The sequence below is a fragment of the Mesorhizobium sp. M1027 genome (genome assembly GCF_040318745.1).
Lineage (GTDB): Bacteria > Pseudomonadota > Alphaproteobacteria > Rhizobiales > Rhizobiaceae > Mesorhizobium.
The window spans coordinates 123,417-136,263 of record NZ_JAMYMW010000015.1 but is presented as its reverse complement, the minus strand read 5'-3'; the positions used below and the strand labels follow the sequence as shown (position 1 = coordinate 136,263).

Sequence of the window (12,847 nt, the reverse complement as noted above, 5' to 3'; positions counted from 1 at the left end):
CTCAAGTCTCCAGCCGGTTGGCGGTCTCGTGGATGGCCGCGCGGATGCGATGATAGGTGGCGCAGCGGCAGAGATTGCCGCTCATCGCCGAATCAATATCATCGTCCGTCGGCTTCGGCGTCTCTGTCAGGAGGGCCACGGCCGACATGATCTGGCCAGACTGGCAATAGCCGCATTGAGGTACGTCGAACTCGGTCCACACGGCCTGGACCGTTTCGCCGATCTTGCCCGACAGGCCCTCAATGGTGGTGATCGAGGCTCCTTCGATGTCGCCGACTGCGGTCTGGCACGAGCGCGTCGGCATGCCGTTAACGTGAACCGTGCAAGCGCCGCACTGGGCAAGGCCGCAACCGAATTTCGTTCCTGTGAGTCCGATGCCGTCACGGATCGCCCAGAGCAGCGGGATCTCTGGATCGACGTCGAGTGTTCGCGCCTCGCCATTGAGGGTAAAAGCGACCATGGCTTGCTCTCCTTGTCCTGAGCTGGCTATCTCGTTGCGCCTCCGCCCGGCTGGGAACCGGGCTCTTCTTGCTGAGGCATAGCGACCACACACTAGGATCGCGCAGCTCGAGCCACAAGCCGCTAGCTGGCAATCGCGAGATCGTGAAGTGGCTCGTGTCGAAAGGCTGGAGGCAACTGAATGTCATTTTTGGGCCGACCGGCCGGTCAGTTTCCGGCTCGATGACCTGGTTGCAGTCATTCCGCTTCTAAGCCTAAAGCCCAGCCATGAACTGTAGCAGCATCATAAAAGACGACATCAAGCGGCGATTTTTCGTTGCGCTGCACCGCTAGCTCGTTCGCGTGCTTCATGATCCGCTGGTTATCCGCGGATGCTGGTTCACCATAGATGCCAACACAGAGCTCGCGAAACTTGCCACGCGCTATGCGGTTAAGGATGTGGTCGTCATTCGTAGCGAGCGAATGGCCGAAAATGAAGAAGCAATGGCTGGCGGTCTTCACATTCGCGGTGAACTGCTTGAAGCCTTGGTACAGGTAGGCATTGTGACGGATCTTCGCCTTCTTCTGGGCGCTGGTGGGCTGATGAAGGGCGGCTTAGGGTCATGATTTCCGGTTCATCGCCGCTGCAATGACCGATGAGTCACAGACGCTGCATTTCGCGCTAGACCGCAGCTGCGGTATTCTCGATCATACGCTCAGCCATCCTATTCGCACGTCGTTGCCGCCGTTCGCCGCACCTATCGATCGGAGGCCTTCCAGCCTCGCGATAGCCGCGCTATGTGTGGCTGCACACAACCTGACGACGAACAGGAGCAAGATTGGACATAGAAGCCAGCACAAGATCGCCCTCCCCCTGTCCTTGCTCGTTTTCATGCGAAAACAATCAAACTGAGTGCTGCGGGGATAGCGAGGTCGATTTGGCCCACTTCAGAGCGAAGTCGGCCATAAGCCATTGATATAATTTTGGTGGGCCCTGAGCGTGCTTGGAAAGTCAGAAATATCAAAGGCTTATTCGACAGTGGTACTGTGTTGCGTTACTATGCTCTCCGGTCTTTTCCGGTTGATTTGTTCCACCCTGATGCCGATTGCGGTCATTCGCCGCTGCCTTGGTCAATTCCCGATTCCACAAGCATCCGGTCCTGAGTGGGCAGACGGCCTTCCTAGCTGTAATTAGCCAGCGACACGTTGACCGTTCTCGTCATGCGCGGGTGAAATCTACGTTCGACCATATACGTCGTCGAAGCGAACGATATCATCCTCGGCGAGATAATCGCCGCTCTGCACTTCAATGATCACCAGGTCAATTCTGCCTGGGTTCTCCAGCCGATGCTTATGGCCGCAGGGGATGTAGGCTGATTCGTTTGTCGCCAGGAACAACTCCTGCTCGCCATTGACGATTTTCGCGGAGCCGCTGACCACGACCCAGTGCTCCGAACGATGATAGTGCATCTGCAGGCTCAGCCTGCGACCGGGCTTCACCTCGATGCGTTTGATCTTGAAGCGCTCGCCTTCCTCAAGAACCGTGTAGGTACCCCACGGCCGGTGTACCGTGCTATGGACCAGGTGAGCTTCATGTCCTGAAGCCTTGAGGCCCTCGAACAGCTTCTTGACGTCCTGAACGCGGTCGCGGGATGCGACAAGCAAAGCGTCCGGGGAATCGACGATCACCAGATCGCTGACACCGACCGTGCCGATGACGCGCTTGTCGGAGCTCACATAGCTGCCGGTCGTGTCGACCATATGCACATCGCCGCGTATCCTGTTCCCGCTTTCGTCGGGGGCGATCAAATCGGCCATTGCGTTCCAGGATCCGATGTCGTTCCAATCCATGTCGCAGGCAACCACGGCAAGTTTGTTCGTCTTCTCCATGACAGCGTGGTCGAGGGAGATTCGCGGGGCGGAGCCGAAATGCTCAGGCGCGAGTTCGATTTTGGCAAAGCCTTCGCCTTGACTGAAGCGGCCGTTCTCGTAGCTGTCGGAGACGGCCTGGATCACCGCGGGGCAATGCGATGCCATCTCGTCGAGCATGGTTTGTGCGCTAAAGCAGAAAATGCCGGCGTTCCAGAAGAAGCGCTTGGACGCGACATAGGCTTTGGCTGTGTCCAGATCCGGTTTTTCAACGAAACGGACGACTTTCTCACCATCCGCTTCGATATAGCCGAATGCCGTGTCCGGTCTGGTTGGGGTGATGCCCAATGTGGCGATCCGCCCGAGCTTCGCATGTTCGATGGCCCGGCACATGACGTCTAAAAATGCAGGCAGGTTGCCAACCATGTGATCGGCTGGGAAGACGCATAGAATCGCGTCAGGGCCTTGCGTTGCCTTGGCATGGATGGCGGCTGCCGCAACGGCTGCGGCCGTATCCCGGCCTTCAGGCTCGAGCAGAAAGGTGCGTGGCAGGACCACGGAATCTAGTTCGTCGAACTCGTCCTTAGTAAGGAAGAGGTGTTCCCCAGATGTCACGGCGACGAGTTCCACTACGCCCTTTATCGAACCGACGCGCAACACAGTGTGCTGCATCAGTGAATGCCCGTCTGCCACTTTGAGGAAAGGTTTAGGGTGCGATTGCCTTGAGGCGGGCCATAGCCGCGATCCGGCTCCGCCGCTGATGATGACGGGAACCACTTTCATATAACAACCTCGATTTCGTCTCTGGAGTGATTGCCCGCGCCCTTTCGAGCGTTAGCGTCACGATCGCCGTCGCTCTGGCTTGGTCTGCGGGCTCCGAGTAACAGCGAAGTTCTGGCGCGTTGCCGAACGGCCTCAGATGACGACGCTATCGGTATCGTACGACGCTTCCATGGCCTCGATGAGAAATGGACATTCAACTATGCCTGTTGGTTGCATCCGCCGAATTGTGCAGGTGGCGGGTCTTAACTGAGACCAGAGATTCTTTGGCTGTCTTCTATCAAAATCAAACGACTTGGCTCCTTCAGATCGAACTCAATTACGCGTGGTACGAAAAGGCGTGCATATCGTGTAAAGGCGCTCGTCGGAGGAAACCGAATTACGGTATCGCAGCGCCCGAGAAGATACATCTCAACGAGGGCGGAAATTGCGCCGTCAATCCCAAGTGCTGCAGTGTGTAAGGGGCCGTCTTGATCGGATCGGAAATGCTTGGGGACGGTGAGAAGATCGGGAAACCTGGCCGACAGGTGATCCAGGATTTGCGCGCTGTCCGTGCACAAGAACAGCCGCACAGGCTTGGGGTGCGGTAACGCTTTAGCCTTATCAACCGCAGTGCACACTTGTCGAACGGCGAACTCCGGATCGGCCCAGTAGGGCGCATGGTCCATGATGTCTTCACCGTTACCATGTCGAACATGAACCCCGATGATGCTGTGCCCCTCAAAACATTCTTGGTAAATGGCATCTATGCGTGTTTGAATTTCAGACCGAGGCTTGACACTCTGGAAGACCTGCCGCTCGGCATCCTCATCGCAGCGCCACATCAAACAGGCGTCACACACTACTGTGTTCGCTTCGACATCGTGTTCGGCCTGAAAGAGCTCGCCCAACTCGTCGCGCTCTTGGAAAATCTGCTCATCTGGGCGGTAAAGGCAGTCGATCGCTGGCCTATTCCACCACTCCGGGAAGAATGGACCCGGGAAGGAAAAGTCGTTGATCCGGTCGTCGCAAATAGCCGGTACGCCAGCGATGTCATTGATCGGTTGGAAGAACACCGGAAAGGCATTTGTGAAGGGTTGGTCGAGATAGCAGGACCCGCGCCAGTCGACGGCTAGCGTTCGTCCCGACCGCTGAGCGTAGCGCCAAGCGGCCGCCAGCGACCACAGACAATCACCGAACCCCGTACGCCTCTGAGAGACGACGAACCTGCGCTTTACCAATCCACTGACCTGCATTTTCGGAAATCTCGTTTCAGAGACGAGGTTGCATCTGGCTTGGGATCCCTTAATCGACACTAGTCGACCGTGACGCCGGACGATTTGGTAGAGGCTGCGCCGTGGGGCAGAAGAGCTCCCTCAGCACTGCCCATCCTTATCTCTGTGACGCTCGCAAATCTTGACGCCGGGTGCACTCGCTTCCGGTTTAAATTCAGCGTTCTCTAATGCGCGCGGCGACATGTGTAAAATTGATTGCGTGGATGTGGCCCATCCATGTGATGGATACTCAGGCGTTCCTTGACCATGAGCCTCTGCTGACGTGGGGCCGCGCTTTGCTAAGCGAAACAGCCGGTCGAGGCAGTCCACAAAGTCCCTGTTTCAAGTCCAATTCTTAACTGCCTCAACGCAACATGTCATTTGCGGTCGTTTCCTGAAGGACGGATGTGCAGGACCCGCCAGCCGTCGAATGTCAGGCGCAGGCCATCCACGTCATTTATGGCCATCATGGCGTCCGGTCCCATCGAAAGATGCGACACGGCGCCCTCTGACGCTTTCAGGTGCGCCAACATGGCGCAACTCCTGCCGGATAGCTTTCGAGCCGGCTGGACTGAGCGACTGGCACGCGATGCTGTGCGACGATGGCCGAGAGAGGAATTTTGGCGTCTGTAGTCATGTGGAGGATCGTTCCGACGGTTCTGCGGATTCTCGGTGTCGGAGCCGACACCTGTGCGAACCCGCTTTCGTCCGTTTTCGAAAGGCCGTTGAGGTTCATGACCCTGTTGTTCGCCGAGATCACCCGCCAGCTCAGCGATCCAGGTGAAGACCGGCACGCTTGTCGATGCGGCGATCATCGCCTCGGCCAGCGAAGACGATGAAAGCGCCATTGGGTCAAGCACAAGGGCCGACCAGCGTTTCCCTTCAAAGCCCATGTCGGTGCCTACGCCGATACGGCCCTTGTCGAGGAGATCGCCGTCACCGCGCCCACACCGAGGACGGCAAGGCCGTTCCTGATGCTCTGCCCGACAATCCCGGCGAAGTGCTTGCCGACAGCGCCTACCGAGTCATCTCGGCGGCGCGGTACGCGCCAAGGGTGGAAGTCCGCGCATCGTCGCAACCGCTATGTGGGGGTGGGACGAGGCCGAAAGCTCGACGCCTAGAACCAACCGATCCACAGAATTGTAGTCGGATCGAGAAGATCTTCGGTACCTGTAAACGAAGCTACGACCTTCGCCGGATGCGATGGCGAGGGCTGGCAAAGGCGGCCGTTCAAATTCGCCGCACTGCGATCGCCTACAGTATGAAACACAGTTTGATGGTCGCTTCGTCCCGCCCATCGTTGAAGCCCAGCCACCGTTTTCGGGATAGCGCGCCCGAAATTCCATGGAGGTCAATACGTAATGCCCTCCCCGCGCTTTTCGCCGCCGTCTCAGATGTGCAGCCGCCGACTGACACGAACTTTGTCTTCGCGCGGAGCGAAACCTCGCACCCACGACTTTGTGCCGCCGATGGGGCCGCGCTGCCCAAACAATCCATTTTGTGGATGCACCTCATCCAAACAATCGATTTCACTGATCAAAACAATTTCCATTAGAAGACGCTGAAGCAGGCAATGATTAAGATTACTTGGTTAGCGCAAAAGAGCGGTAAGGTGGAGTTGTCGGCTTGGACCCACATGCCCGCCACTTTATCTGGGAACGGCTACGTGCCCTGTTGGCGCAGGGCAAGACGATTCTACTGGCTACCCACTTCGTGGAAGAAGCGGAGCGGCTATGCAACCGACGTGCGTGCTTGAGAACGGACGTAGAATCCCAGGAGGGCGTCCTCACTCGCTGATTGATGAGCAAATCGGGTGCGACGTGATTGAAATCTATGTCGCTCACCCCGTGAGCTGAGTTCGGCACTCAGGCCGCATGTGCGACTTAGGCAGGTTAGCGGCGAGACTCTGTTTTGCTATGCCTCGAAGCAGGAGCAGGTGTGCTCGCTGGCTGACACTGTCAATGACGAGCTCCGCGCCGCATCTGTCGAAATCCTACCATAGGGTATGAGGCGGGCCGCAGTTTGCTGGCGGTGTGGCGAGCCAGATTCGAAACTTCAACTATAATAGAGCAGGAAGAAAATGGGCGAGAACAGGACAGTTGCTCTGGTTACGGGCATAACGGGACAGGATGGTGCCTATCTCACGCGTCTTCTGCTGGAAAAAGGCTACATCGTTCATGGGATTAAGCGACGTTCCTCTTCCTTCAACACGGGTCGCATCGAAGACATCTACCAAGACCCGCACGATCCCGATCCGCGCCTAATTTTGCATTACGGTGACCTCACTGATGCGACCAATCTCATCCGAGTAGTTCAGGAATCCCAGCCAGACGAGATTTACAACTTGGCCGCTCAGAGCCATGTCCAGGTCTCGTTCGAAACGCCGGAATACACAGCAAACGCCGACGGTATCGGAACATTGCGGCTTCTTGAGGCGATCCGCCTCCTCGGTCTGAAGGACAAGACCCGCTTCTATCAAGCCTCGACTTCAGAGCTCTACGGCCTCGTGCAATCCGTACCGCAGAACGAAACAACGCCCTTTTATCCGCGCAGCCCTTACGCGGCCGCCAAGCTCTACGCCTACTGGATCGTGGTCAACTATCGCGAGGCCTATGGTATCCACGCTTCCAACGGCATTCTCTTTAATCATGAAAGCCCACTGCGCGGCGAAACTTTTGTGACGCGCAAGATCACCCGCGCCGCCGCTGCTATCTACCTCGGCAAGCAGGACAAGCTTTATCTCGGCAACCTCGATGCTCAACGCGATTGGGGCCATGCGCGTGAGTACGTGCGTGGTATGTGGATGATGATGCAGCAGGATCAACCGGATGATTACGTGCTGGCGACGGGCAAGACGACCCCTGTCCGCCAATTCGTCGAATGGGTTTTCGAAGATGTCGGCGTCGAGCTCGAATGGCGTGGTGAGGGAGTCGACGAAAAGGGCTATGATGTCGAGACCGGCAGATGCCTAGTCCAGGTAGACCCACGCTACTTCCGCCCCACGGAAGTCGATCTTCTCCTGGGCGACGCCACCAAGGCGAAGGAGAAGCTCGGCTGGGTGCATGACACATCCGTGCGCGAGCTTGCCGCGGAAATGGTGCGGGAAGACCTCAAGGTCATGCAGACATCGGTAATAATGAAGGAAGCATAACGTGCGATCTGAAGGGAAAAGCGGTGTGTGGGTCGCGGGCCACAAGCATGGTGGGCAGCGCTGTTGTACGCCGCCTCGCTTCTGAAGACTGCAAAGTTATGGCCGCCCTGACGTTTCCCCCAAGTTTTATCCAGACGTGAGTTCGTTTCCGGGGGTGGATTTGCCCTGATGCGCGATGGACGCGACGGGTGCTGGTGCGGAGCGTTTCACGTTGCGCAGCGCGAGCGACCGTCGCGGGTTGAAGGTCGATGCAAATTCGTTGGGTGTCTGCCATCCGATGTGCGAGTGCGGACGCGCGCCGTTGTAATCGGCGCGCCATACATTGAGCCTCGCGCGGGCCTGGGCCAGGGACGTGAACCGCGTCTCGTTGAGGAGTTCATCGCGAAGGCGGCCGTTGAGCTCTCGATGAAGCCGTTCTGCATCGGTTTGCCCGGCGCAATGTAGTGCCATGCGACGCGGCTCTGATCGGCCCATGCCAGGATGGCATTGCTGGTGAACTCGCTGCCATTTTCACTGACGATCATCTTCGGCCGGCGGCGCTCGATCATGAGTTGATCCAACTCCCGCGCCACCCGCACCCCAAGACCGAGGAATCCGCGACCAGTGCCAGGCACTCGCGCGTGCAGTCGTCGACGGCGGCGAAGATGCGGAAGCGGCGGCCGTCGGTGAGTTGAATCGACACGAAGTCGAGCGACCACCGTTCGTTGGGACGCTGCGGCACCAGCATGGGTGCCCTGGTCCCGATGGCCCGCTTGCGCCCGCCACGGCGAAAGGGCCAGCTTCTCCTCGCGATAGAGCCGGAAGAGCTTCTTGTGGTTAATGACATAGCCCTCGCGCCTCAGCATCACGAGCAAACGCCGGTATCCGAAGCGGCGTCGTTCCTGCGCGATCGGACGAGTTGGGAATGCCAAAGTGGAACGGTGAACTCAACCCATCCAGTCCGCGTGCTACGAGAGCTTTACGGACATATCGCGGGTGTCCCAGTTTGCGCCATGGGCAGACGCTTGGCATCAATGCCTTGAACGTCTCGTAGGGGCCGGAGAACGAACCCTCGGATTTCGGTTCGGCGGCCGGCCATAGCTGTCATTGGCACTGCTGAGACCGGCCGGCGGCTTCCGACCCGACTACAGTCGTTCAGGACAGGAGAGCGGCGATGTAAAACGGACCTTGCACTTCGCGGGCAGCACGAATCATATCTGTCTCAAAAGTGAGGTGCAGGACAGATCGGATTTTATTGGAAATCCATTGACTAAGTGGAGCCCGGCACCATGCAGGCGAAAACAATTTCTCCCTTTAGTTGTAATCCACGCCTACGATCCCTAAATTCCCGGGGGCTGAGCAATGGGGAGGGGTTATAATGATTTACCACAACATGGTCGCGGGATGGATGGGGTTTCCGTACCTGAGTATTTCGAACGGCCTGACGTATTCCTACGCAATTGGTTATAAGCTAAAAGATAAGACGAACGAGCATTGGACCGCCCGCTTTATACGATTCAAAGACAAGAACAATAAGGCTGAATGGGGTGGAGCAACGGTATTCTATGAAGCTGTCCCGGCCCTCATAAATAATTTAGGCGTTAGTCCGAAGCGGACAGCATTTATTCCCGCTCTGTCATCCAGCGAAACTAAGGCTGACTCAAACAGGTCTTTGCCATGGATCGCCAAGGAATGTGCTCGCCTGTGCGGAGCGCAGTATATTGACACAGCCCTTTTGAAGAATGTGCATCAGAGGATCCATACGATCTTCTCCGGCGATGGCCGAACTGCAGAACTCGACAAAGCAAAATATCAGTCAATTAAAATAGATGCGGATCATGTCTTCGTTTTTGATGATATTATCACTCGTGGTGATACACTGTCACGCATCGCTCAAGCGGTCCTTGCCACGAATCCAAAGTGCAAGGTCTACGGTGTGGCGTTTGCAAAGGCTGAAAGTGTGGCCTACTGCCCCAATCCTGATAACGATCAAGTTCCTGCCAGGTGGGACGTTCTCTGGAAGCAAGGCGAACAGGAGCACGAAGCGAAATTCAAGAAGGGCTAGACCATGGCTGCATCGCCCATATCATCAACTTCTGTGGCCCTCACCGCCTTGATGAAACTCAAGGGAGTAGGGCGTCGCGGCGCCTTACGCATTGTCCATGGTCCCATTCCAGATGGCGATGCGAGGGAAATCATCGCTGACAGAGCGATGCGCGCAAAGCTTCCAGAAAGCGAGCTATTCAACGCGTGGGACCGCGCTGAAGTCGAACTGGAAAACACGAAAGCTGGCGGCATCAAGTTCTACTCCTTCCATGATGAAGGGTATCCGGAGCGGCTGCGAAATATCCCCGATCCTCCGGCCGTCCTCTATGTGAAGGGTGAGCTATCGGGTCTGCACGCAGCTAAATGCCTTGCTGTCGTGGGAACGCGAGAGCCTACCTCCTATGGAGAGGCCGTTGCCAGAAAATCGGCCGCAACTGCCGCCGAAGCAGGTTTCACCATCGTCAGCGGTCTTGCGCATGGCTGCGACACTATGGGGCATGAAGGCTGCTTAGACGCTCACGGCGTAGGGATCGCGGTTATGGCGCACGGCCTTGATAAGGTTTACCCCGCCGCTAATCGCGGATTGGCTACGCGTCTGCTGGAAAACGGCGGTTGTCTGGTCAGCGAGTACCCGCTCGGCGTCACGCCGATGAGAACAGCCTTTGCAGAGCGCGACCGCATCCAGAGTGGATTATCAGATGCTGTGCTTGTCGTAGAAACGGACGTTAAAGGCGGAACCATGCATACGGTTCGCTTTTCACGCGAGCAAAGGCGAATGCTGGCTTGCATAGATCATCCAGCAAAGTGGAAGCACGAGGATAAGACAAAGGGAAATCAGATGATGATCGCGGAACGATGGGCGCGAGGCATTGCTGACGGCCCTGCTCTTACTCAATTCCTTAAGGAGATCGAAAAGGTAGAGCCTTCTATCGAGCCTGCACCAGAAAAACCAAAAAATGATGATCCTCAAACTTCGATGGCTTTCTAGATGATTATATTTGATTTCGACCAGACCCTTGTCGATACATCTTCAGTCGAGCATCTGCGCGCTGCGGGCAATTGGAAAGCCGTCATGGCGCAAGCGGCGAAACTCCCTGTGTACGATGGGATCAACGAACTGATCCAAGAACTGCATGAGGCTGGACAGACCATCGCTATCGTTACAAAAAGCCCGGACATGGTACCAAGGGCATTCATAAAAGCCCACGGCTGGCCGATAGATATTGTCGTTGGCTATCACCATGTGAAGAACCGCAAACCCCATCCAGAAGGCTTGCTGCTCGCCATGTCAAAGGCGGCGGCAGCCTCGGACGTCTCTTACCATGTCGGTGACCAGGCACACGATACCGAAGCTTCTCGCGGCGCAAAGGTGGTCGCAGTCGGTTCCGCATGGGGATGCTCCGATATGTCAGAACTGGAAGCTTCGAAGCCAGACGTTCTGTTCTCGTCGGTTGCCGCGTTGCGAAAATACTTTAAGTCCGAGTTAGGCATATAGGCAGCGGGGCCCGAAGGGCGGCACTCATTGCAAATGTCAGGATTTTTGGGACAACTGATTGGCCGCATTTTCGCAAGCCAGCCTAAGAACTGCCATTCCGCTTTCCACCACCATCAGATGTTAAACGTCGCCAGTACGGACGGCAGCTTTCAGGATCGTTGGCAATACCGCTGAATGGCGAACTTTCAGCGCAGAGCCGGCATTGGTTCGGGGCAGATCAGCTCGTCTATTGTGCCCTGTGTTTTCGGCTTGCCGCCGGCAAGTTGCTTCAATGCATTCGCCCGCCTAATAAGGTGCCCCCTCGGACTCACTGGTCGCTGTCACTTATTCGGACCCTGAAATTGGCTGCCGTTGCGATTTCTCTGACTTGTCGACGACAGGGAGCCCTTCCTTTCTGGCCTTGGCAAACGCTCGATCGCTCTCCAGGAACTCCGCCAGCATGAATGGGATGAGTTCCGCTACCGATTCGGACTCGCCATAGGTCTGACGATAAAGCGCTGCATAGTCCTTCAGTGCTTGGTTCAGGTCTGCACTTACGCTTATGGTGATCTTCGAAGGAGTCCGGTCCGGAAGTTTGGCGAGTTTCAGATTGGTCATGATGACTCCGGTCAATTCGGGTACGGCCGCAGCACAAGATCCTTGTGCACGATGACGCGCAGTGGCCAACCGGGCCGGACAGTGATGGTGGGTTGGATATTGAGGTTCTTCTCGGTGATGCGCTGGCCAGCTCGACTGACGTTCTGCTGAGCGGATTCGCGGATTGCTTTGACCAGGTCGCTTTCGTCTTCCCCGAGGCTCAGCTCGGTGCCGACCCCTACCAACGTGGCCAGCGCAACGCCTTTGATCAGCTGCCAGGTGTGGAAATCCACCTTGTCCTCAAGCCCGGCATAGCCGGCGGTGTCCGTCGCCGGCAGATTGTCGATTTCGATCGAAGAGCCGTCGGGCAGCAGTATCCGATGCCAGACCAGCAGCGCGCGCCTTTGTCCAAAAGCAACGACGCTGTCATAGGTGCCAATCAGGCGAGAGCCTTGCGGAATGAGCAAGGTGCTGCCGGTGACTGTGTCGTGCACATTCTCGGTGACCTGTGCGACGACGAGGCCGGGCAAGTCGGAATTGATGCCAGTGATCAGGCTCGCTGCGATGACGCTGCCGGCCATCAGCTGATACGGCGAAGCCGGCGTCTGCAGTGCATGCAGATTGTAGATTCCACTTGTGTTCCGCTGGCTGACAAAATCGAGCTTGCGCTGTTGGTTGTTTTGGTCGCCCTCGGCCGGTGCTACGGAAGCTGAATCGCGTGCGGCATCGGATTGTGGAGCCGTTCCATCAAAGGGTGGACGCCCGCCCTGCCCGCTGCCGGCGGCATCCGCTTGCCGGGGTCGATTTTCGATCCGGAAGAAGACTTGCGATTCGCGCGCCTCGATCGCCTGCTGTGCAAGGCGCTGCTCCTCCGCCGAAACCTCCTGGCCCGGCGCGATGCCCAGCTGGCGTTGGTGCTCAAGGATGGGGCGGCCGAGGTCGCCGGGCAGCGGTGGTCCAAGCACCGGAGGCTTGGGCTTGATCCCGGAATAGTCCTTAGGCAGCCTTTCAATTGCCTCCGCGGTTGGCTTCCGCTCAGTGTTGTAAAGCTCTTCAGCCTGCTCTTTGATGCGCAGCGCCGGTCCCTGCAGCGCCATCATGGTGACGCCTAGAACGGTCCCGGAACCAACAGCAGCAATGGCGACAATAATGCCGCGCTTGAAGCGCACAGCGCGGCGAGGCGAGGCCCGCAGCTGCAGCTGTTCTGGATCGAGTTTCGGTGAAGCATCGGAGCGGGAAGTATCCGTCATGGGCCGTCCC

General features: G+C 57.2%; 12 protein-coding genes and 2 pseudogenes. 6 read left to right on the top strand and 8 right to left on the bottom strand.

Going from position 1 to position 12,847, the window contains the following annotated elements; all coding sequences use genetic code 11:
* Position 1: 1 nt before the first annotated feature.
* From NKH50_RS25895 to NKH50_RS25875, 5 genes are all read right to left on the bottom strand, one after another.
* Positions 2 to 460: a (2Fe-2S)-binding protein gene (locus NKH50_RS25895; protein WP_352881807.1), complete on the bottom strand. Its 459-nt coding sequence runs from the start codon at positions 458 to 460 to the stop codon at positions 2 to 4.
* 236 nt (positions 461 to 696) lie between these two features.
* Positions 697 to 993: a DUF4917 family protein gene (locus NKH50_RS25890; protein ID WP_352881844.1), complete on the bottom strand. Its 297-nt coding sequence runs from the start codon at positions 991 to 993 to the stop codon at positions 697 to 699.
* A 681-nt stretch (positions 994 to 1,674) separates the two neighbouring features.
* Positions 1,675 to 3,090, bottom strand: coding sequence for a mannose-1-phosphate guanylyltransferase/mannose-6-phosphate isomerase (locus NKH50_RS25885; protein WP_352457980.1), 1,416 nt, complete (start codon positions 3,088 to 3,090; stop codon positions 1,675 to 1,677).
* Positions 3,091 to 3,332: 242 nt separating this feature from the next.
* Entirely contained in the window at positions 3,333 to 4,322 is a 990-nt protein-coding gene (locus NKH50_RS25880; RefSeq protein WP_352457979.1) for a nodulation protein NodZ, read from the bottom strand.
* 395 nt (positions 4,323 to 4,717) lie between these two features.
* Complete coding sequence (locus NKH50_RS25875; RefSeq protein WP_352881846.1) at positions 4,718 to 5,233, bottom strand: hypothetical protein; 516 nt, start codon at positions 5,231 to 5,233, stop codon at positions 4,718 to 4,720.
* On the opposite strand from NKH50_RS25875, the gene NKH50_RS25870 reads away from it, so the two are divergent.
* From NKH50_RS25870 to gmd, 3 genes and pseudogenes are all read left to right on the top strand, one after another.
* On the top strand, positions 5,143 to 5,895 hold the full coding sequence (locus NKH50_RS25870) for a transposase (protein ID WP_352881803.1): 753 nt from the start codon (positions 5,143 to 5,145) through the stop codon (positions 5,893 to 5,895). The two genes, NKH50_RS25875 and NKH50_RS25870, sit on opposite strands and share 91 nt — an antisense overlap.
* A gap of 68 nt (positions 5,896 to 5,963) precedes the next feature.
* A pseudogene (locus tag NKH50_RS25865) lies at positions 5,964 to 6,279 on the top strand (nodulation factor ABC transporter ATP-binding protein NodI); the annotation flags it as partial.
* Positions 6,280 to 6,420: 141 nt separating this feature from the next.
* The gene (gmd, locus tag NKH50_RS25860; protein ID WP_352881800.1) at positions 6,421 to 7,491 is read left to right on the top strand and encodes a GDP-mannose 4,6-dehydratase; all 1,071 of its coding nucleotides are present in this window, start codon (positions 6,421 to 6,423) and stop codon (positions 7,489 to 7,491) included.
* Between the two features lie 126 nt (positions 7,492 to 7,617).
* On the opposite strand, the pseudogene NKH50_RS25855 reads toward gmd, so the two are convergent.
* Positions 7,618 to 8,387 (bottom strand): annotated as a pseudogene (locus NKH50_RS25855) (IS3 family transposase); the annotation flags it as partial.
* Positions 8,388 to 8,848: 461 nt separating this feature from the next.
* On the opposite strand from NKH50_RS25855, the gene NKH50_RS25850 reads away from it, so the two are divergent.
* Genes NKH50_RS25850 through NKH50_RS25840 form a run of 3 tightly spaced genes read left to right on the top strand, consistent with a single transcriptional unit; the run spans position 8,849 to position 11,011 of the window.
* Positions 8,849 to 9,535, top strand: coding sequence for a phosphoribosyltransferase (locus NKH50_RS25850; RefSeq protein ID WP_352720241.1), 687 nt, complete (start codon positions 8,849 to 8,851; stop codon positions 9,533 to 9,535).
* A 3-nt stretch (positions 9,536 to 9,538) separates the two neighbouring features.
* Positions 9,539 to 10,504: a DNA-processing protein DprA gene (dprA, locus tag NKH50_RS25845; protein ID WP_352881798.1), complete on the top strand. Its 966-nt coding sequence runs from the start codon at positions 9,539 to 9,541 to the stop codon at positions 10,502 to 10,504.
* A complete protein-coding gene (locus tag NKH50_RS25840; protein ID WP_352720246.1) occupies positions 10,505 to 11,011 on the top strand; it encodes an HAD family hydrolase in 507 nt (168 codons plus the stop codon). It abuts the gene before it with no gap.
* Positions 11,012 to 11,335: 324 nt separating this feature from the next.
* Here NKH50_RS25840 and NKH50_RS25835 read toward each other — a convergent pair whose 3' ends face one another.
* Together NKH50_RS25835 and NKH50_RS25830 are read right to left on the bottom strand one after the other, a co-directional pair.
* Positions 11,336 to 11,608, bottom strand: a complete 273-nt coding sequence (locus tag NKH50_RS25835) for a DUF2274 domain-containing protein (RefSeq protein ID WP_352720248.1) — start codon at positions 11,606 to 11,608, stop codon at positions 11,336 to 11,338.
* Between the two features lie 11 nt (positions 11,609 to 11,619).
* Positions 11,620 to 12,837: a TraB/TrbI/VirB10 family type IV secretion system protein gene (locus NKH50_RS25830; protein ID WP_352881842.1), complete on the bottom strand. Its 1,218-nt coding sequence runs from the start codon at positions 12,835 to 12,837 to the stop codon at positions 11,620 to 11,622.
* Positions 12,838 to 12,847 lie beyond the last annotated feature (10 nt).

Bases quoted from the DNA above. Each gene is read 5' to 3' on its own strand.
- NKH50_RS25895 (WP_352881807.1), bottom strand. From the start codon at position 460: ATGGTCGCTTTTACCCTCAATGGCGAGGCGCGAACACTCGACGTCGAT.
- NKH50_RS25885 (WP_352457980.1), bottom strand. From the start codon at position 3,090: ATGAAAGTGGTTCCCGTCATCATCAGCGGCGGAGCCGGATCGCGGCTA.
- NKH50_RS25880 (WP_352457979.1), bottom strand. From the start codon at position 4,322: ATGCAGGTCAGTGGATTGGTAAAGCGCAGGTTCGTCGTCTCTCAGAGG.
- NKH50_RS25870 (WP_352881803.1), top strand. From the start codon at position 5,143: ATGCGGCGATCATCGCCTCGGCCAGCGAAGACGATGAAAGCGCCATTG.
- NKH50_RS25875 (WP_352881846.1), bottom strand. From the start codon at position 5,233: ATGGGCTTTGAAGGGAAACGCTGGTCGGCCCTTGTGCTTGACCCAATG.
- gmd (WP_352881800.1), top strand. From the start codon at position 6,421: ATGGGCGAGAACAGGACAGTTGCTCTGGTTACGGGCATAACGGGACAG.
- NKH50_RS25850 (WP_352720241.1), top strand. From the start codon at position 8,849: ATGATTTACCACAACATGGTCGCGGGATGGATGGGGTTTCCGTACCTG.
- dprA (WP_352881798.1), top strand. From the start codon at position 9,539: ATGGCTGCATCGCCCATATCATCAACTTCTGTGGCCCTCACCGCCTTG.
- NKH50_RS25840 (WP_352720246.1), top strand. From the start codon at position 10,505: ATGATTATATTTGATTTCGACCAGACCCTTGTCGATACATCTTCAGTC.
- NKH50_RS25835 (WP_352720248.1), bottom strand. From the start codon at position 11,608: ATGACCAATCTGAAACTCGCCAAACTTCCGGACCGGACTCCTTCGAAG.
- NKH50_RS25830 (WP_352881842.1), bottom strand. From the start codon at position 12,837: ATGACGGATACTTCCCGCTCCGATGCTTCACCGAAACTCGATCCAGAA.